Here is a 19819-nt window from a genome sequence, read left to right as displayed (position 1 = left end):
CCGTCGTCTCTGACGTCTGATCAGGAAGCCCGCTCCATTTCCGGCAGGGCTTCGAACAGGTCTGCAACGAGGCCGTAGTCGGCGACCTGGAAGATCGGTGCCTCCTCGTCCTTGTTGATGGCGACGATGACCTTACTGTCCTTCATGCCGGCGAGATGCTGGATCGCACCGGAGATGCCGCAGGCAATGTAGAGATCGGGGGCGACCACCTTGCCGGTCTGGCCGACCTGCCAGTCGTTCGGGGCGTAGCCGGCATCGACCGCAGCGCGGCTGGCGCCGACGGCTGCACCGAGCTTGTCGGCGACCGGCAGGATGACTTCCTGGAACTTTTCCGACGAACCGAGCGCCCGGCCACCCGAGATGATGATCTTGGCCGAGGTCAGTTCCGGACGATCCGACGACGACAGCGCATCGGCGACGAAGGTCGACAGGCCCGGATTGGCGGCAGCAGACACCGTCTCGACCGCAGCCGAGCCGCCTTCAGGGGCTGACGCGAACGAGGCGGTGCGCACGGTGATGACCTTCTTGGCCTCTGTCGTCTGCACCGTCTGGATGGCGTTGCCGGCATAGATCGGACGTTTGAAGGTGTCGGAAGAGACAACTTCGGTGATTTCCGAGACCTGGACGACATCCAGAAGCGCTGCCACCCGCGGCAGCACGTTCTTGCCGACCGAGGTGGCGGCAGCCAGGATTGTGTCGTAGCTGCCGGCAAGCGAGACGATGAGGGCTGCGAGCGGCTCTGCCAGGTTGTTGGCAAGGCTTGCGTCCTCGGCCACCAGCACCTTGGCGACGCCGGAAAGCTTGGCGGCCTGGTCGGCTGCCGCCTTGGCGCCGGCACCGGCCACCAGCACATGAACGTCACCGCCAATCTTGGCGGCTGCGGTCAGCGCCTTGGCGGTCTGGTCGGAAAGGTGGCTGCCGTCGTGATCAGCCAGAAGCAGAATAGCCATGATCTTGTCCTCTAGAAAAATGGTTCGTTCCCGAAATCCGTCAGGGCCTGCCGAAAACGGTGAGGCGTGAGAACCGGCGCGCAGCGTACTCTAGTACGTGAGCACCGGAAGCGCAGCGACACGCCGTTTGCAGGCGGACCTCACGGATTTCCGAGCACGCCGGCTTCGGTCTTGAGCTTTTCAACGAGCTCGGCCACCGACTTGACCTTGATGCCGGCCTTGCGGCCTTCCGGCTCCTCGGTCTTCAGCACCTTCAGCCGTGGCGTGGTGTCGACGCCGAAGTCGGCGGGCGACTTCTTATCGAGCGGCTTCTTCTTCGCCTTCATGATGTTGGGCAGCGAGGCATAACGCGGCTCGTTGAGGCGCAGGTCGGTGGTGACCACTGCCGGCAGCTTGATGTCGATCGTCTGCAGGCCGCCGTCGACTTCGCGGGTCACGGTCGCCTTGCCGTCGCCGATCTCGACCTTGGAGGCAAAGGTGCCCTGTGCCCAGCCGAGCAGCGCCGACAGCATCTGGCCGGTCTGGTTCGAATCGTCGTCGATCGCCTGCTTGCCGACGATGATCAGACCGGGCTGTTCGGCCTCGGCCACACCCTTGACGATCTTGGCGACAGTGAGCGGCTCGACCTGGTCCTCGGTCTCGACAAGGATCGCCCGGTCGGCACCCATGGCGAGCGCGGTGCGCAACGTCTCTTCGGCCTTGGCCGGACCCACCGACACGACCACGACCTCGTCGGCCTTGCCGGCTTCCTTCAGCCGCAGCGCCTCTTCCACCGAGATCTCGTCGAACGGGTTCATCGACATCTTCACGTTCGCCAGCTCCACACCGGAACCGTCCGCCTTCACCCGGATCTTGACGTTGTAGTCAACCACCCGCTTAACCGTCACAAGTATTTTCATGACCAATCCTTTCCGGCAATTTTCGTCGTCTGCTGAGGAGCGTTACATACGGCCGCGCTTGGCTTCGGGATCGTAGGGCGATTCCTCAATGACGCGAGCCTTGCGCCGCTCGCCGAGGATCGGCACTTCCAGTTCCGTTCCCGGAACCCCGAGTTCAACCGGCAGCAACGCGAAGGCGACGTCGTGGCCGAGCGTATAGGCGTAACCGCCCGAGGTGATGCGCCCGACCAGCTTGCCCTGGTGGTAGACGCCCTCATAGATCAGCGAGCTGGCACCATCGGTGTCGATCGCGATGGTGAAGGAGCGCAATGCGACACCCTCTTCCTTCGCCTTGACCAGCGCATCGCGGCCGATGAAGCAGCCCTTGTCGAGACGCACGAAACGATCGAGGCTGCTTTCCCAGGCGCTCAGTTCCGGGTTCATGTCGCGGTACATCGCCCGGTAGGACTTTTCGAGCCGCAGCGATTCGAGCGCCTGCAGCCCGATCAATCGGAGGCCATGCGCCTCGCCGGCGGCAAGCAGCGCATCGAGCAGGTGCCGCTGGTAGCAGAGCGGGTGATAGAGTTCCCAACCAAGCTCGCCTTCGTAGTTGACGCGCAGCAGACGGACGTCGCTGGCGAGCCCCACCGTACCGGTCTGCACGCCGAACCACGGGAATGCCTCGTTGGAGAGATCGATTTCGGTCAGGGTCTGCAGCACCTCGCGCGCCTTCGGTCCGACAATGGTGAAGCAGCCACGATCATTGGTGACGTTGCGAAGCTGCACGCTGCCATCCCGAGGCAGAAGCTTCGACAGGTCATCGAAATTCCAGCGCTCGGCCCGCGGCGTCGAGATCAGGTAAAACAGCCCGTCTTCCAGGCGCGCGACGACATATTCCGCCTGTACCCCGCCCCTCTTCGTCAGATGATGGCTGAGATTGACGCGGCCTGTTTTCGGCAGGCGGTTGGCGAGGATGCCATCAAGCCAGGCTTCGGCACCAACACCACTTACTTCGAACTTGGTCATCGGCGTCATCTCGACGAGGCCGACGGCATTGCGCACGGCGTGGACTTCCTCGCCAACGTATTTGCCCTTTTCGGTCCAGCGCCAGCTGTATTGGTCCTTGGCCTCGGCACCCTCGGGCGCAAACCAGTTGGGCATTTCCCAGCCGTTGAGAACGCTCCAGACGGCGCCCTTTTGGGTCAGGCGATCATAAGACGGTGCTGTCTTCTGCGGGCGAGCGGCCGGCATGTCCTGACCGGGATAGTGCTGTTCGGCATGGGTGCCCCAAGCCTCGCGCACTTTTTCCCGCGTCCAGTTCTTGTTGGCGTAGTCGCCGAAACGGCGCGGGTCCAGCTCGGAGGTATCGAGGCTATTGCCGCCTTCGACAATGCGCTCGGAGAGGTAATAGCCGATCGCGCCGCCCCAGAGGATGCCACCTGGCACGCCCTCAGCGATCCAGACATTGTCCAATCCCCAGGCCGGCCCCACCAGCGGCAGTTCGTCGGCGGTCATCTGGAAGGGACCACGGACATTGGCCTTGATGCCGACGCGGCCGAGCGCCGGCACGAGGTCCATCGCCCGCTCCCAGTTCCAGGAAACGGAATCGAAATCCTCTTCGAGCAGGTCGGCACCAAACCACTCCGGCACGCCGTTTTCGGCAAAGAGCTTCAGGTGCTCGGTCTTCTCGTAGGGGCCGAACATCAGGCCATCGCCCTCTTCGCGCAAATAGCCCTCGAACCCCTCGTCACGCAGGATCGGCATCTCGGGCAGGCCCTGGCGCTTGCGCTCGATTACCTCGGGAACGGCATCGGTGATCCAGTATTGATGCACGATCGGGATCGCCGGAATGTCGAGGCCGAGCATGGCGCCGGTCTGGCGCGCATAGTTGCCGGTCGCCGAAATGATGTGCTCGCAGATGATCTCGCCCTGATTGGTCTTGATCTTCCACTCGCCGCTCGGCATGCGCTCGAAACCGCGCACCTCGGTGTTGAGATAGATCTTGGCGCCGCGATCGCGGGCACCCTTGGCCATGGCCTGCGTCACGTCGGCCGGCGCGATGTGACCGTCATCGGGATGGTAGAGGGCGCCCAGCATCTCCTTGTTGTTTTCAAGCAGCGGCCAGAGATCACGGGCCTCGGCCGGCGAGATCAGTTCAGCGCGAATACCCTGAACCTCGGCGACGCTCATGTAGCTCTTGTATTCGTCGAACCGGTCGCGGGTATTGGCGATGCGCAGCTGGCCGCATTTGTGCCAGCCGACATGCTGGCCGGTTTCGGCTTCGAGGCCCTCGTAGATTTCGATGGTCTTGGCGATCATCCGGCCGATATTGATCGAACGGGCATAGGACGGGATGAGACCGGCGGCATGCCAGGTCGAGCCGGCGGTCAGCTGCGTGCGTTCGAGAAGCGCAACGTCCGTCCAGCCGCGTTTCGTCAGACCGTAGAGAATGGCTGCACCGACGCAGCCGCCGCCAATGACTACGGCCCGAGCATGAGTTTGCATGAAGAGGTTCCCTTATGTGGAATTTTCAGCAACTTACAAACGGCCGGCGTGCTTGTAATCTTGCTAAAAACTATCCGGGGGCATAACCTCAGTTTATGCATAGGCTCCGCTCGCTCGTCCCCTCCGCCAACTATCTCTTCGTCTTCGAGGCCGCCGCCCGGCGGCAAAGCTTTACGGGTGCGGCAGAGGAGCTGAATGTTAGCCAGCCCGCCGTCAGCAAGACGATCCGCCTGCTTGAAGAGGCAACGGGCCTCAAGCTCTTCCGCCGCGAACATGCGCGGCTGGAGCTGACGGCCGAGGGCAAGCGGCTCTACAAGGAAACCCAGGAAGCCTTCGATCACCTGCACATGGTGATCTCGTCGCTCAGGCAGAAGCATTCGCGCGATATCGTGCGCGTGTCGTTTTCCGCATCCTTCGTGCAATTGTGGTTGCTGCCGCGGCTGAAAGCCTTCAAGGCCCAGCATCCGGATATCGCCTTGCGCATTGCCGAAAGCAGCCGCGACGACCAGGACCTGCTGGAAGAAGACATCGACCTTTCCGCCCGGCTCGGCACCGGGAAATGGCCTGGTATCCACGCCTGGCATTTCGTCACCGAGGAAGTCTGGCCGGTCTGCAGCCCCGCCTATCTGAAAGAGCACGGGCCAATCGGGACTCCGGCCGACCTGCTCAACCACACGCTCCTGCATTTCGAGGAAAGGCATCGCTCACGCGTCGGCTGGCGTGAATATCTCGAGCGCAACGAGGTCTCCGCCGCCAAGCTGACGCAGGATTTCGTCTTTACCGATGCGCTGAACTCGATCGAAGCGGCCGTGCACGGCCAGGGGGTCGCGCTCGGCTGGAAGCATCTGGTGCATGATCATCTGAAGGCCGGCAAGCTCGTCTGCCCGATCCGGGCAAGCTACCTCACCGGACAGAGCATCCACATCGTCATGCCGGCCCAGCGCCCACCCAAGCGCGGTACCGAGATCTTTCGCGACTGGTTGATGGAGCAGAATGCCGACGCCGACATCTTCGGCGACGAGGTTGGTTAGAAACGCTCGCCGACGAAGTGGGCGACCTGGGCTCCGGCCTCGTAATAGGCTTCCTTCAAACGCCGCATCGGCGGATCGCTCGGGTCGCTGAGCGGCAAGGGCAGCTCCGCCTCGCCAATCTCTCCGAGGATATGCCGCGCCAGCACTCGGCCGAACACCGTGCCCGGCGCGATACCGCGACCGTTATAGCCGGAGAAGCCGACGACATTCGGCGCAAACCGATGGAAGCGAGGCAGCGCATTGGTGGTCATGCCGATCTGGCCGTACCATTCGCACTCGAAATCGACCTTGCCCAGTTGCGGGAAAAGCCGGGCAAGCGAGCGCCGAGCCCAGGCCTTGTGCACGGCCGCACCGCCATTACGCAAGGCGCCGACGCTGCCGAACACCAGCCGGCCCGCCTTGTCCATGCGGAAGGACGAGAGGATCTCCTTCGTATCCCACACGCCCTCGCGGTTGGGCAGAATGGTCGCAAGTAGATCCGGTGCGAGCGGCCGCGTCGCCAGATTGAAATAGGGCAGATAGACCTGTTCGGTCCGCACCCGCTCCCATGGCCCGGTGCTATAGGCATCGGTCGCGACGATGATCCAGTCCGCCGTCACGGATGCCTTGTCCGTCGCCACCTTCCAGCGACTGCCGACACGCTCCGTCGAGACGACCCGGCTCGATGTGTGCAGGACGACGCCGGCCCGCTCCGCCGCATGCGCGAGACCCCGGACATAGGCGAGCGGCTGCAGGGTCCCTGCCCTTTTGTCGAGCAGCGCGCCGGCATAGGCCGTCGTGCCGATGCGCGCCGCCGTCTCGGCCGCATCGAGAAGCTCGACCGGCGCACCGCGCTTTTGCCATTGCGACGCCCGGTCCGCGATTTCCTTCAGGCCGACGTCACCGACCGCGCAGTGGAGCGTGCCGTTGCTTTCCAGTTCGCAGGCAATGGCATGCTTGTCGATCAGTTCCATCACCACGCGCGGCCCGTTGCCGAGCAGATCGAGAAGCCGCTCGCCGTGGACCTCGCCAAGTTCGCCCGGCAGGTCGTCGGGCATCACCCACATGCCGGCATTGATCAGCCCGACATTGCGACCTGCGCCGCCAAAGCCGATCTCCGCGCCTTCGAGCAGGATGACCCTCCGACCGGCCTCGGCCAGATGGAGAGCGGCCGAAATACCGGTGAAACCGCCGCCAACGACCACGACATCGGCGGACGCGTCCGTTGCAAGCGGGCCCGTGACCGGTGGCTGCGGGGCGGTTTTTTCCCAAAGCCCATGGGAGCGGGGGTCGTTCAGCATCGGTCCAGTCCTTCATGCGGGGTGTCGCTTCGTCTCTGCCCGCAGATTCTATCGATCATGACAATGATAATGTCGCCGTCACTGTGTAAAGACCACCGTCCTGTGGCCGTTGAGCATGACGCGGTTTTCCAGATGCATCTTCACCGCACGGGCGAGAACACGGCTCTCGATATCACGGCCGGTGGCGACGAAATCCTCGGCGCTCATTGCGTGGGTCACCCGCTCGGTCTCCTGCTCGATGATCGGCCCCTCGTCGAGATCGGGCGTGACATAGTGGGCGGTCGCTCCGATCAGCTTGACGCCGCGCGCATGCGCCTGGTGGTAGGGCTTGGCGCCTTTGAACGACGGCAGGAACGAGTGATGGATGTTGATGATCCGTCCATAAAGCCGGTTCGACAGATTGTCCGAAAGCACCTGCATATAGCGGGCGAGGATGACGAGGTCGGCCCCGGCCTCGCGCACCAGATTGATCAGCCGCTGCTCCTGTTCCACCTTGTTGTCCTTCGTCACTTTCCAGTGGTGATACGGAATGCTCCCGAGTTCGGCGGTTTGCGCGCTGTCGTCATGGTTGGAAACGATGGCGACCACCTCGGCATTCAGCCAGCCGACGCGGATCTGGTAGAGCAGATGCAGCAGCGCATGGTCGAACTTGGAGACCATCACGATGATCTTCGGCCTCCTGGTGGCGTCGGTAATCGCGGCCCTCATTCCGAAGCGATCGATTGCCGGTTTCAGCGCCCGTTCGACGCCGTCCCGCGCCATGCCGGCGGGTCCCGTAAAGGCGATGCGCATGAAGAAGCAATTGGTCTCGACATCGCGAAATTGGTTGCTCTCGACGATGTTGCCGCCGATCGCCGCAAGCTCGGTTGTCACCGCCGCGACAATGCCGGGCTGGTCATCACAGGCGAGCGTCAGGATGAACGAGGCAGCTGTGCCTGTTGATGTCAGGTTTGCGGGCATTACAGTCATGCCTCTTCCTTTCGTGATGGAGGTAGCTGGCGGCGGCTCACCCAAGCAGCTCAGGTCTTGGCTTTTGGCTGGCCGAAGACATAGTCGGTGACCTTGGGCAGAAAGGTCTCGCTGTGGTAGCCGCGCGGCTTATCGCCGACTGCCACCCCGGCATTGAGGATGCCGGCCTGGTAGTCGTCGGCAAACAGCGAGTAGGGATAGACCGGCTTGATCGCGCTTGCCACCTGCAACAGCTGGCGCAATTCGGCGGGGATCGAAAAATCAAGTGCGGCCAGATTGTCGTCGAGCTGTTCGAGCCGGCTGGCGCCGATGATGGCGGCACCGACGCCGGGCTGCGTCACCACCCAGTTCAGAGCGACCTGCGCCATGCTGTGGCCGGTCTCGGCGGCGACCGCCTCCAGTGCCGCGACAATGCGCATGTTGCGCTCGGTAAAGAGGCCGAGACCGCTGCCGGATGTATCGAGCGAGAGCCGCCCCGCCGCCTGCTGGCCGGCCCGGTATTTGCCGGAGAGCAGCCCCATGGCGAGCGGGCTCCAGGCGGTGATCCCCAGGCCGAGCGTCTGGGCCAGCGGCACGAACTCGTTCTCGATGCTGCGTTCGGCCAGCGAATAGGGAAGCTGCAGGCAGATCGGCGGCGTCAAAGCGTGCGCCTCCGCCCATGTCTGGGCGCGCGCCGCATACCAGCCGGGCACGTCGGAAAGCCCGGCATAGCGGATCTTACCGGCGCGCACGAGATCGTCAAACGTCCGCATGACCTCTTCGGCCGGCGTGATCCGGTCCCAGGTGTGCAGCAAATAGAGGTCGATGTAATCCGTTTTCAGCCGCCGCAGCGAGGCATCGACGGCGCGCATCAGGTTCTTGCGGCCGTTGCCGCCAGCATTCGGGTTGCCGGGCTCCAGGCTGTTGGAAAACTTGGTGGAAATCACCACCCGATCGCGAATGCCGGCCTCGGCGACGAATTTTCCGATCAGTTCTTCGCTGATCCCGGCCGCATAGGAATCCGCCGTGTCGATGAAGTTGCCACCGACCTCGAGGTAGCGATTGAAGATGGCGCGCGCCGCATCTTCGTCCGATCCCCAGGAGCCGCCAATCCCGCGAATGCCGCCATTGCCGAAGGTCATCGTTCCGAGCGCGAGCCGGCTGACCCTGAGGCCCGAGCGGCCGAGAAGGTAATAGTGGTCCATGGACATGGGAATTCCTGATTTGTCTCGCGTCCTGCCCTCGGCCACCGTCACATGCGACCGTGATAGCTCCTGCGGGCGACGCCTTGCTGGACGTGGTTGATCATCGTGATGAAATCGAAGACCGGACGACCGGTCGCCGCCTGCACCGCGTGAGCATAGGGCGGAAGATCGCTGCATTCGAGCAGAATGGAGCGGACATCCGGGTTATCCTCGACGAGCTTGCGGGCGACCTCAGTGACCTCGCGCTCGATGGCAGCACTGTCGAGCGTGCCCTTTTCTTCCAGTATCGCTTCGCGGAACTCCGTCTGCCCTTCCATGCCGGCAATCGCCAGTGGAATATGCCCCGGCACGTTGCTCGCCTCGAAATGGCGCGGCGTCAGTCGGCTGGCATTGGCGGTGATGATGCCGACCCTGCCGCCGGCCGCCGCATGCATGAACGGGATCTGCATCAGGCTCGACAGGAACACCGGGATATCGACGGCGGCAGCCACCTCCTCCTGGAAATAGGCCATGAAACCGCAGGCCCCGGTGATCGCCTTGACGCCTCGGTTGCGCAACTCGACCGCCGCTTCGATGAAGACGTCGCGAAGGGCTGGATCGCGCTGATTGAGCAGCCGGTCGATCGAAGCGCCGCGCACCTCCTGGAACCGCACGGGAAAATCATAGGTGGTGGCGTTGCCGACATTGCCGGGCACGCAAGGATATGCCGCATCGAGGATGAGGATGCCGATCGACTCCCCGTACCACGATTGCGTCCTCCGCTTGACTGTGTGGACAGTCATCGTCTTGTCTCCGATATCAAAATGTTCTCAAACCGGCATGCCGAGGGGGAACGGGAGCCAGTTGCGGCTCCCGTAGCTGGTGTTACTGAACCAGGCGCGGCGCGCCGGTTTCGGCCGCCGTCCCATCGAGGCCATAGGACTTCAGGACGTTGACGATAGTGCCGTCGGCGTGCATCGCCTCGATCTGCGCATCCAGTGCGACACCGAATTCCTTGGCGTTAAAGGAATAGGGGAACGCCGCCTGCGCGGCTTCCTTGGTGGCTCTGACCCGATCGTCGGAGGCTGCGACCTTGACCTTGACGTCCTTGAGAGCGCCGCTCTTTTCAGCAACGACGCCGGTCGAATAGCCATCCACCGCCACGTCGATACGGCTGGCGAAGAGGTCCTGCTGCATGTTGACCGAGTTCGGGTAAAGCTTCAGCTTGGAACCGAGCATGGTCTTCAGGTCGGTGACCCAGAGATAGCCTTGCACCGTACCGACCTGCTTGCCTTCGAGGTCGCCGACATTGGCGAAACCATCCTTGGAATAGATCGCCATCTGGTCCGTATAGAGCGGTGCCGAAAGGTTCATGACCTTGGCGCGCTCGGCGGTGCGATACCAGTCACCGGTCGCGATATCCGCCTGTCCCGACAGCACGTACTGGATGGCGGCGGCCGGATCAACGGCAACCGCCTTCACCTTCAGGCATTCGCGCTTGGCGAATTCGGCGGCGATATCGCCGTCGATGCCCTTCATGTTGCCGGCGTCATCAAGATAGGAATGCGGAACGTATGTCGTCACGGCAACAGTGAGCGTGCCCTCTTCGATGGTGGCGAAGGTGTGCTTCGGAGTGCAGTCCTGCGCAAGCGCCACCTGGCTCGAAACGAGGACGCCGGCGATACCGGTCAGCAGAAGGCGGGTTTTGGTCGCAAATGTGGTCATGCCTGAATGCCCTTTCGTGGTTTTGGTTCAGCGTTGCGCATAGGAACCGGCGCGCTTTTCGACATGGCTGACGAGCAGGGCGGCGGGGATGGAGATCGAAGCGTAGAGAACACCGGCTGCAAGCAGCGCCGGGAAATAGCGGAACGTGTTCGAGCCGATTTCGTAGGCCCGGCTGACGAGTTCCGGCAGCGCGATGGTGAAGCAGAGCGACGTGCCCTGGAAGATCAGGATCGAGAAGGCGAGCAGCGCCGGAAGGGCCACGCGCAGGCCCTGCGGCAACAGGACGTAACGCAACGCGTCCAGTCGATTGAGACCGATCGCGACCGCTGCCTCGCGCTGACCATGCGGGATCGATTGCAGGCTGGCGCGAATGATCTCGCTGGTATAGGCGCCGGTGTTCCAGGCCAGCGCAATGACGGCTGCCGTGAACGACCCGAGCGTCAGGCCCGATGTCGGCAGGCCGAAATAGATGAACTGCAGCAGCACCAGCGCCGGAGCGCCACGGCCGACCTCGACCAGGAACAGGGCGAGTGCCTTCGTCAGCCGGCTCTTGGCCAGCACGCCCAGCGCGAGCAGCAGCCCGAACGGAATGCCGATCAACAGGCTGAGCGCCGTGACCTGCAGGCTGATCGAGAGGCCCGAAAGCAAATCTGGCAGCCAGGCGGAGAGCTCTTCGTAATTCGGCAACATCAGCGCGCCACCTTTGCTTGCAGATAGCCGTCGGCGACGCGCGACAGCCAGGCGACCGGCAGGCTCAAGAGGATGTAGAACATGCCGACCAGCGCGAAGACTTCGAGACCACGAAACGTCAGCTGCGACAGCTGGTTGCCCTGGAAGGCGAGTTCGCTGACGCCGATGGTCGAGGCGACGGCCGTCTCCTTCATCAACCCGATGAGGTAGCTCGCGGCCGAAGGCAAAGCCACGCGAAAAGCCTGCGGTGCGACGACATCCGTCAGCGTGGACCAGCGGCCGAGATTCAGCGCCGACGACGCCTCCCATTGCCCGAAGTGGATCGAAGCCAGCGCGCCGCGGTAGATTTCCGCCATGTTCGCAGCCGCGATCAATCCGAGCCCGGCCAGCGCCGCATTGAACGGACTGATAGGGAAGACGCTCATTCCCAAGCCAAAGAAGATGATGAACAGCCAGAGGATCGGCGGAATGCCGCGCACGATCTGGATGAACACCATGGCCGCTAACCGCAACGGCAGGATGCGGCTTTGCCTGGCGGCCACCAGCGGAATGCCGAGGATGGCGCCGGCCAGAAAAGCGCCGAGCGTCAGGGCAACGGTCCAGGGAAGCCCGCGCAAGATGGCGAAGATGTCGGCCGTGCTCATCGGTCGTGCACCGCCCGAAGGAAACGTTTCGTGCGCTCCTGTTGCGGATTGCGCATGACGTCCTGCGACGGTCCCTTCTCGATGATCTTTCCGTCGGCCATGATCATCACCGTGTCGGAGACATCCTCGGCAAAGCTCATCTCATGGGTGACGACGATCATCGTCATGCCGGTTTCGGCGAGTTCCCGCATGACGGCGAGCACTTCAAGGCCGAGTTCCGGGTCGAGCGCCGAGGTCGGCTCGTCGAAGAGCATGACATCGGGATCGAGCGCGAGCGCTCTTGCAATGGCGATGCGCTGCTGCTGCCCGCCGGAACAGCGGCCGGGAAACTGCCCGGCCTTGTCGGCCAGGCCGACGCGGCTCAGCAACTGCATCGAGCGGTCGTCGGCGTTTCTGCGGCTGCGCCCGAGAACGCGTTCCTGCGCCAGGCTGACGTTTCGCAGCACCGTCATGTGCGGAAAGAGGTTGAAAGACTGGAACACCATGCCGACGCTGCGGCGCAAGGTGGAAAGCTCCGATCGACCGGCGGGTGCCGCGGCATTCAGCGAGATGTCGCCGATGGTGACATGGCCGCCATCCGGGGGTTCGAGGTAGTTGATGCAGCGCAGCAGCGTGCTCTTGCCGGATCCGCTCGGGCCGATGATCGCGAGCACCTCTCCCGGCATCACCTCCAGGTCGATACCGTCGAGCACAGTGTGATTGCCGTAGTGTTTGCTCAGCTTGTCCAGCTTGATGAGGTGCTTTCGCGCCTGACCCTTCTCGGAAGGCGCTCCTTTGGCGGCCAGAGCATCGTCCTCAGTCATTGTCGGTTTGCCACCCCTCATGTGCAAGACAGCGCCATCCATGACGATTTCGTCCCATTGCAGGCACGGCTCGGCTCCACGCCGGGCAAGCCGCGTCCTGTCGCTGAATTTGTTTGATGTCTGCCGTGCGCCCCAAGGCGAACGACTGTCGTTCCCGTTCTTTTGTTGTGGATCACCATAACGATTCGATGCGTGCCCGGCAGACGACAAAAATTGCAGAACCGCATAACTTGGAGTTATGATTTCAAGGGATACGTCTCGTCGCTTGCCACGGAAGCCGAACGGATGGGTGAGGTTTGAAATGTTTGCCGAATGCCTGGGGCGATAAAGGCAACCCGCTCATGCAACCAAAAAAGGTTAATGCCGGCGGTGGGCGCTGTTGGCAAGATAACACTATTTTAGCCATGACCGATGAGCAAAGCCATCGGATCGCTAGATATCGCTATGCTTACCGAGTCGCCCAAAAATTGCCTGCCTCGCCCGCGAGTGATAGAAAGAGCTATAAAATTGCAACCGAACAGAGAAGATGCCTGTGCTCGTACACTCGGTTCGAACCGCCGGCTCTGATCGCCGGCCGCACCACTTGCGGGCAGCATTGACGGCAACGCTTTGTACGATAGCCATGCATGAGAACAGACTGAAATAGAGGGCGGTGCCATGCTTGCAGTCCAAGCGGTTCAGGCACAGCAATGTTCGCAAGCGGTCCAAACCAAACCGCAACGGAAAGGGAAAGGCTAGGATGTCAAGCACCGACTCGACGTTGTCTGCTGCATCTCCCGTGGACGATACCGTCCTTGGCAATACTGACGAGGTCATCTCGGTTTACGACGAGGCTCTGCATCTGGTCGCTTCCTCGGTCGCCCTTCAACGGGCTTACGAGGTGGCTGGACTGGTCGATGCAACACTCTGGCATGTCTACCCCGAACTGCTTGAGCCGGCCTCGAAGGCGATGGCCGAGTCCGTTCTTGCCAACGGCGTTCCCCGCAGCATCGAAATCTTCGACGCGCCCAATCGGTCTCGGCGAACCCTGCTGGTCTTTCGCGCCGGCCAGGGCGTCGGCGTCATCGAGACAGATGGCGCATCGGTGAGGCGGGAGGTCGCGAGCCAGGGCGAGAACGAGCGCGCACTGCTGCTTCATCAGGCGACCCACGATGCCCTGACCGGTCTGCCCAACCGCCGCCAATTCAGCGACGACCTGCGAAGCGTGCTGCCGGCCGTCAATGAAAAGAAGCCGGCGTTGATGCAGATCGACCTCGACGATTTCAAGCCGATCAATGACACGCTTGGTCACGGAGCCGGAGACGCGGTGCTGCGCATGGCGGCCGAACGCATACGCGGCGTTCTGCAGGACGGCGAAGTTGCCTACCGGCTGGCGGGCGACGAATTCGCGATCATCCAGCGGGACGCCGAGCAGCCGGCCGAAGCCGAGCGGCTCGCCAATGCGGTGGTCAACGCCTTCAAGGAGCCGTTCACGGTCGATGGCATATCGGCATTTGTCGGTGCAAGCATCGGCATTGCCATCGCGCCGCCTGATGGCAATGAGGGCGAGCAGCTGATGAAGGCGGCCGACATAGCGCTTTATGCAGCCAAAAAAGAAGGCCGAGGCCGCGCCAAAACCTTCAGCCGATCGATGCTGATCGTGCTGGAACAACGGGAGATGCTGCGCCGAAGCCTGCGAACCGCGCTCAGGGAAAACCAGTTTTCCATCGAGTATCAACCGCTGGTGAAGCCTCCCTTCACCATTGTCGGCTTCGAGGCACTGGTGCGCTGGCGTCATCCGCTGGTAGGCATCATTCCGCCTAATGTCTTCGTGCCGATGGCAGAATCCGATGGCCTCATGAGCGAGATCGGCCAATGGGTGCTGGAGCAGGCCTGCCGCCAGGCGACCACATGGCCTGCGCATTTCACCGTGGCCGTCAACCTGTCTCCGGCACAGTTCCTTCATGACGGCTTCACCGACCGCGTATCACAGACGCTCGATATGGTCGGCTTGCGGGCAGATCGGCTCGAACTCGAAGTCACCGAATCGGTTCTGCTCGAGAAGACCACCAACAATCTCGACACGCTCAATACGCTGAACGTGCTCGGCATTCAGATCTCGCTCGACGATTTCGGGACCTACTATTCGTCGCTGAGTTATCTCAAAAACTTCCCGTTCGACACGATCAAGATCGACCGCTATTTCATCAAGGATCTTGAGAATGACGAGAAGAGCCAGGTGATCGTTCGCTCGATCATCGCGCTCGCGCACGGACTGGGGATGGCGGTGACGGCGGAAGGCGTCGAGACGCGGGCACAGGCCCTGTGGCTGGAACGCGAAGGCTGCGATCGTTTGCAGGGCTACTTCCTCGGCGTTCCCATGCCACCCAACGCTATCGACGGCTATTTGCGTCAATCATCGTCAATGGAAGTTTCGTAAAAAAGCTGCGAGTGAGGCTGTGGGGTTGGCCGCCGGCACAAGGTGCGCCGGTCTCTCCCCAGTTTGCGTGCCTGATAAATCAGCGTAGAAAGTGCCTGTGGGCCGTGGCAAAGTTCCACAGATGGAGGACAAAGCAAGCATGGACGTCGGTAACAGTGTGCCAGCGGAAGCGGCCTTCGAGCCCTTGCTCCAGTTTGAAATGGAGATGGGGACGTTTCTTTCGGAATGGCAGCATTGCGACCATCTCTCCACCTATCTCGCCCGCATGATCAGCCACAACAGAGCTGATCCGGTCCGGCATTCGAATTTCTTCTCGTCGGCGCTCAACGAGCTGCTCGAAGTGTCCTTTCGCGGCGGAACCGCCAGCGGCCAAATCGGTCTTTCGATCTACCGCCATGGACCGGTCGAGCGCGTCCAGATCACATTTCCATGCCCGGCCGAACAGGTGCCGTTCTACCGCGAAGCCGTACAGAAGATCGATCGCAGCGATGCGCATGCCCGCTATCTCGATTCCATCTCGACCGACATGGCACCCAGTCGCGAATCCATACTGCTCGATCTCGCCATCAATTTCGACGCGAGCATCCGTATCGAGGAAAGCACGTCACCCGCAGTCACGCTGATCGTCGACTTGCCTCTGGAAGGGCTCGTCAGTTGAGCGTCACAGGCCTTTCCCCCAACTTCAAGGTGGCGTTCGACGCCAATAGCCAGGTGTTTTCGCTCGCCGGCGTCGTCCGGCCGCGGTCCGTCGACGAGATCGCCGATAGCATCGCCATGCTCAAGCAGGCGATCGACGACGTTCGCGGCGTGCTTTACGTCGACGTGAAACGCCTGATCCAGATGAACAACACCGCATTCCATGCCTTCGTGCGGGTTGCCCTCGACGCCTGCCGGGCACGCGCGGACCTGCGCATGGTGATCGTGACGTCGAGCGTCGTCGGCTGGACCACGCGCATGTTCGGGCATCTCAACCAGATCGAACCGCAGATTACGGTCGAGGTCTACGATTCGACCTTCTATCCCGGGCAGAGCTTCGTCGAGGACACGAGCTTCATCCCGATTTTGAGAACGCAGACGAAGATGACCTGGCGCCACGAGCGTTCGATCCTGCCTCGGCACGGCCTGCGGCCGGGCATCGCGATGGCCGACGTCTGTTGCGGCATCGGCGACTTTGCCGTTCTCGTCCAGAAGGAGTTTCAGCCGGCGCGGATCGTTGCCCTCGACCACTCCAAGGCGAGCCTCGCCTATGCTCGGGAGGTGGCGACCAACTTCGGCATCACCGATATCGAATACACCTACGGCGATGCGTCGGAAATGCTGCTGGAGGACAATCAGTTCGACTTCGTCAGCTGCCGCCACTCGCTGCAGATCTTCAACGAACCCGAGCTGCTGCTGAAGGAACTCTACCGGATCTGCAAACCGGGCGGACGCGTCTACATCACCAATGAAAAAAACTCGCACTGCCTCGGCGAACCGCGCGCCCAGAGCATCCAGTGGACCTATAACGAGGTCGCCAAACTGTTCAGCCATTTCGACATGGACGTCGAACTCGGGCCGAAAAGCCGCCGCTATCTCGCTGATGCGGGCTTCGACGACATCCTGGTGGAGTCGTTCATGGTGACGAACCTCGACGGCGATCCGCAGGACTTCGCCGATGTGATCACCGCCTGGGAAAACGTCTATGCCGGAGAAATGGCGGTGCGCCGTGGCGACACGCCCGAGTTCATCGAGCGCTTCCGGCAGGGCTTCCGCGATCATATCTTTGCCGCCCTTCATCCCAAGGGCTATGCGGGCTGGCCGATCTGGGTCGCATCGGGGCGCAAGCCGACATGAATGAACCGAGTGCATCAAGTTCCCGCCTCGGCCTGAGGTCTTTCCGCGCCAAGTTCGTGCTCGTTGTCGGCGGCGCCGTACTGTTCGATCTGCTGGTGACCGGCGGCCTTGCGCTTTGGAATGTGCAAAGGCTGTCGCGGGATGCCGCAACGGAAGTCGGCCAGGGCCTACAGAAGGCCAATCAGGACTATATGCGGTCCTACGCGGAATCGACCGCCGCCCGCGTCAACCTGCTTCTCGGCCAGGTTCACACCGACGTCGGAACACTGGCCGGCGTTCTGCAGTCGCAGATTGATCGGCCGGTGCGCAAGTTCCAGGTCGGCGAGGCTCTTGCCCGCGGCGCGCCAGGTTCCGTCACCGTCGTCTACGATGAGAAGGGCGGATGGGCGCAGAACCTGCCCGGCCCGCCCTCGGTCGTCAGCGTCTGGGGCTATCTTCTCGGGCCGGACCGTCGCCCTCTTCCGGACGTCCAGACCGAGATCGAGAACAGCGCGGTGCTCGACCTGGTTGCGCCGAGCCTGCTCGAAAGCGGCCGGTCCAAGCTGCAGATGTACTACATCGGCCCCAAGGAACGGCCTATCTTCAGGACCGCTCCCTATACGGACCAGGCGCAGACCTTCGACCGTCTTTATCCCGGCCATAACGAGGCGGAATTCTGGACGTTCTTCTTTCCCGGCATCTACGAATCCTGGGAGCGATGGGCGAAGGACCCGAGCGTCAGGCCGGTGCCCAACGATGTGACGCAGACGGCGCCCTACACCGACGCGATCACCGGCAAGCTCATCGTCAGCTTCTTCCAGCCGCTGTGGTCGCGCGACCGAAAGGCCGTGGCAGGGGCCGCCGGAGCCGATATCACGCTCGACCAGCTGGCCGAGGTGGTGCAGAACGTCAAGGTCGCCGAGAGCGGCTTCGGTTTCCTGGCGATGTCCGATGGCAATGTGCTCGCCATCAACCCGGCCGGCGAAAAGACGATCGGCCTGCAGACATCGAGCGATACCAGCACGCAAGGCGTGACGGGTGCTGACCGGTCGCTGCGCAAGAGCGCCCAGGTCGCCATCGCACAATTGCCACTCGGGCAGGACGGTGTGATCCAGCGCGTCATGCTCGACGAGGCCGGCGAGAAGGTGCCTTATCTCGTTCTTCTGAAGCAGCTGCAGCCGGAAAACTTCTGGATGTCGGGCCCAGTGCGCAAGGAAACGATGTCGCTCGGCATCGTGGTCCCGGAACGCGAAATCTATGCGTCGCTGTTTGCCGCGCAAGCCGGCATCTCGCAGGCGACGAACCGCATCCTCGCCTACCAGATCCTGGCGCTGCTTGCGTCGTTGCTGTTCGTGACGGCGGCGGTGTTCGGCATTTCCAAGCGCGTGACCGCCGGCATCAGTGCGCTTGCCGGCGCCGCCAAGCGCATCCAGGCGAAGGACTATTCGGTCCGGGTGCCGATCTCCACTCGCGACGAAGTGGGCGAAGCCGGCACGGCCTTCAACCGGATGGCGGAGGAAATCAGTTTCCACACCGAAAACCTCGAGCATCTCGTCGAGGAGCGAACGAAGCAGATCGAGGAAGCCAACCAGCAGATCTCCGCCCTCAACACGCAGCTGCGCAGCGAAAACCTGCGGCTCGGCGCCGAGCTGGCGGTTGCCCGGCAGATCCAGATGATGGTGTTGCCGAAGGCTGGCGAGCTCGACGAGATCGCAAACCTCGAGATCGCCGCCTATATGCGGCCCGCCGACGAAGTGGGCGGGGACTACTACGATGTGCTGCGTGACGGCACGCGGTTGAAGATCGGCATCGGCGATGTCACCGGGCACGGACTTGAGAGCGGCGTCCTGATGCTGATGGTGCAATCGGTTGCGCGCGCCTTGCAGGAAGCCGGTGATATGGATCCCAATCAGTTCCTCAACCGCCTCAACCGCGCGATCTACAAAAATATCGTGCGCACCAATACCGACAAGCATCTTTCTCTGGCGTTTCTCGACTATGATGCCGGCCGCCTGACGCTTTCGGGGCAGCACGAGGAGCTGATTGTCGTTCGCAACGCCCAGGAGGTGGAGCGCATCGACACGATGGATCTCGGCCTGCCGATCGGCTTGGAGCCCGATATCTCGCGGTTCGTCGCCACGCGCGAAGTCGCTTTTGCCCAGGGTGATATGATCATCCTGCACACGGACGGGGTAACGGAAGCCGAGAACGCGGCTGGCGAACTGTTCGGCATCCAGCGGCTCTGCGACAGTGCGCGGCAGTTTTATGGACGCAGCGCCGAAGAAGCAAAATCAGGGATACTCGAGGATCTGATGGCGCATATCGGCAAGCAGAAAATTCACGACGACATTACCCTCGTGGTCATGAGACACAGGTGAGCAGATGACGACTTTGTACGGACCGGCGGACCTGACCAGGGGCGCCAATGAAAGCGTGACGAGGCTGCGTCTTTACGACGGCCAGCTCAACCTCAGCTGGAAACATTGCGCTATCGCCTCGGATTTTGTCGCCGAGCTGATCGCGATGCGCTACCGCGGCTCGCGCAACGCCTACAAGGAAGTCCGGCACAATATCGGCTACCTGACCAACGAACTGGTCGAAAACGCGGTGAAGTTCCGCGCAGCCGGCGGCATCGTGGTCGAGGCATCGATCGACGACAGCAACTTCCACGCAAAGGTGTCGAACTTCGTCGATGGCGAGACTGCGGCACGCTTCCAGGATCTCTTGTCCGAGATCACGACAGGCGACCCGGGCGACCTTCTGATCGAACGCATCGAAGCCAATGCAATCGGCACCGGCAAAAGCGGATCTGGACTTGGTCTTTTAACACTCATGAGCGATTATGGCGTCCGCTTCGCCTGGGTTTTCGGACCCAACGGCGGCAGTGGAGACGTCGCGCTTGAGACCTATGCCTCGATCCCCGTCCCCGATATCTCGAACTGATGAGCAG

17 protein-coding genes are annotated in these 19819 nt (G+C 62.2%); 6 read left to right on the top strand and 11 right to left on the bottom strand.

Going from position 1 to position 19819, the window contains the following annotated elements; translation table 11 throughout:
• Positions 1-20: 20 nt before the first annotated feature.
• The 3 genes from AC1Q80_RS21890 to AC1Q80_RS21880 all read right to left on the bottom strand — a co-directional run bounded on the left by AC1Q80_RS21890 (position 21) and on the right by AC1Q80_RS21880 (position 4333).
• On the bottom strand, positions 21-950 hold the full coding sequence (locus tag AC1Q80_RS21890) for an electron transfer flavoprotein subunit alpha/FixB family protein (protein ID WP_492361822.1): 930 nt from the start codon (positions 948-950) through the stop codon (positions 21-23).
• A 140-nt stretch (positions 951-1090) separates the two neighbouring features.
• Entirely contained in the window at positions 1091-1849 is a 759-nt protein-coding gene (locus AC1Q80_RS21885) for an electron transfer flavoprotein subunit beta/FixA family protein (protein ID WP_492361821.1), read from the bottom strand.
• 42 nt (positions 1850-1891) lie between these two features.
• Positions 1892-4333, bottom strand: a complete 2442-nt coding sequence (locus tag AC1Q80_RS21880; protein WP_492361820.1) for a GcvT family protein — start codon at positions 4331-4333, stop codon at positions 1892-1894.
• Positions 4334-4428: 95 nt separating this feature from the next.
• Here AC1Q80_RS21880 and AC1Q80_RS21875 point away from each other — a divergent pair, with 95 nt between their 5' ends.
• Positions 4429-5364 (top strand): LysR substrate-binding domain-containing protein, encoded by a 936-nt coding sequence (locus tag AC1Q80_RS21875; RefSeq protein WP_173423316.1) that lies wholly within the window; start codon positions 4429-4431, stop codon positions 5362-5364.
• On the opposite strand, the gene AC1Q80_RS21870 is transcribed toward AC1Q80_RS21875, so the two are convergent.
• The 8 genes from AC1Q80_RS21870 to AC1Q80_RS21835 form a co-directional block, all read right to left on the bottom strand.
• Positions 5361-6644, bottom strand: a complete 1284-nt coding sequence (locus AC1Q80_RS21870) for an NAD(P)/FAD-dependent oxidoreductase (protein ID WP_492361819.1) — start codon at positions 6642-6644, stop codon at positions 5361-5363. The two genes, AC1Q80_RS21875 and AC1Q80_RS21870, sit on opposite strands and share 4 nt — an antisense overlap.
• A 78-nt stretch (positions 6645-6722) precedes the next feature.
• Positions 6723-7613, bottom strand: coding sequence for a formyltetrahydrofolate deformylase (purU, locus tag AC1Q80_RS21865; protein ID WP_492361818.1), 891 nt, complete (start codon positions 7611-7613; stop codon positions 6723-6725).
• Positions 7614-7663: 50 nt separating this feature from the next.
• Positions 7664-8803, bottom strand: a complete 1140-nt coding sequence (locus AC1Q80_RS21860) for an aldo/keto reductase (RefSeq protein WP_492361817.1) — start codon at positions 8801-8803, stop codon at positions 7664-7666.
• A gap of 41 nt (positions 8804-8844) precedes the next feature.
• The gene (locus tag AC1Q80_RS21855; protein WP_173423320.1) at positions 8845-9579 is read right to left on the bottom strand and encodes an aspartate/glutamate racemase family protein; all 735 of its coding nucleotides are present in this window, start codon (positions 9577-9579) and stop codon (positions 8845-8847) included.
• Positions 9580-9661: 82 nt separating this feature from the next.
• The gene (locus AC1Q80_RS21850; RefSeq protein WP_492361816.1) at positions 9662-10501 is read right to left on the bottom strand and encodes an ABC transporter substrate-binding protein; all 840 of its coding nucleotides are present in this window, start codon (positions 10499-10501) and stop codon (positions 9662-9664) included.
• Positions 10502-10528: 27 nt separating this feature from the next.
• Entirely contained in the window at positions 10529-11191 is a 663-nt protein-coding gene (locus AC1Q80_RS21845; RefSeq protein WP_173423322.1) for an amino acid ABC transporter permease, read from the bottom strand.
• On the bottom strand, positions 11191-11835 hold the full coding sequence (locus AC1Q80_RS21840) for an amino acid ABC transporter permease (RefSeq protein WP_173423323.1): 645 nt from the start codon (positions 11833-11835) through the stop codon (positions 11191-11193). The genes AC1Q80_RS21845 and AC1Q80_RS21840 overlap by 1 nt, the downstream gene beginning before the upstream one ends.
• Positions 11832-12638, bottom strand: a complete 807-nt coding sequence (locus AC1Q80_RS21835; protein ID WP_492361815.1) for an amino acid ABC transporter ATP-binding protein — start codon at positions 12636-12638, stop codon at positions 11832-11834. The genes AC1Q80_RS21840 and AC1Q80_RS21835 overlap by 4 nt, the downstream gene beginning before the upstream one ends.
• A gap of 739 nt (positions 12639-13377) precedes the next feature.
• Here AC1Q80_RS21835 and AC1Q80_RS21830 point away from each other — a divergent pair.
• The 5 genes from AC1Q80_RS21830 (at position 13378) to AC1Q80_RS21810 (ending at position 19812) form a co-directional block, all read left to right on the top strand.
• Positions 13378-15057, top strand: coding sequence for a putative bifunctional diguanylate cyclase/phosphodiesterase (locus AC1Q80_RS21830; RefSeq protein ID WP_209790204.1), 1680 nt, complete (start codon positions 13378-13380; stop codon positions 15055-15057).
• Positions 15058-15196: 139 nt separating this feature from the next.
• Positions 15197-15715 (top strand): ubiquinone biosynthesis methyltransferase UbiE, encoded by a 519-nt coding sequence (locus AC1Q80_RS21825; RefSeq protein WP_173423326.1) that lies wholly within the window; start codon positions 15197-15199, stop codon positions 15713-15715.
• Complete coding sequence (locus tag AC1Q80_RS21820) at positions 15712-16890, top strand: class I SAM-dependent methyltransferase (protein WP_209790206.1); 1179 nt, start codon at positions 15712-15714, stop codon at positions 16888-16890. The genes AC1Q80_RS21825 and AC1Q80_RS21820 overlap by 4 nt, the downstream gene beginning before the upstream one ends.
• Positions 16887-19247 carry a SpoIIE family protein phosphatase gene (locus tag AC1Q80_RS21815; RefSeq protein ID WP_492361814.1) on the top strand — a complete coding sequence of 787 codons (2361 nt, stop codon included), beginning with the start codon at positions 16887-16889 and terminating at the stop codon, positions 19245-19247. Before AC1Q80_RS21820 ends, AC1Q80_RS21815 begins: the two co-directional genes overlap by 4 nt.
• A gap of 4 nt (positions 19248-19251) precedes the next feature.
• Positions 19252-19812, top strand: coding sequence for a slr1658 superfamily regulator (locus tag AC1Q80_RS21810; protein ID WP_173423329.1), 561 nt, complete (start codon positions 19252-19254; stop codon positions 19810-19812).
• Positions 19813-19819 lie beyond the last annotated feature (7 nt).

This window comes from Ensifer sp. GW823-FHT05D09 (assembly GCF_058795755.1).
Note: the sequence above shows the minus strand (reverse complement) of the source record. Positions and strands in the feature narration are given on the sequence as shown.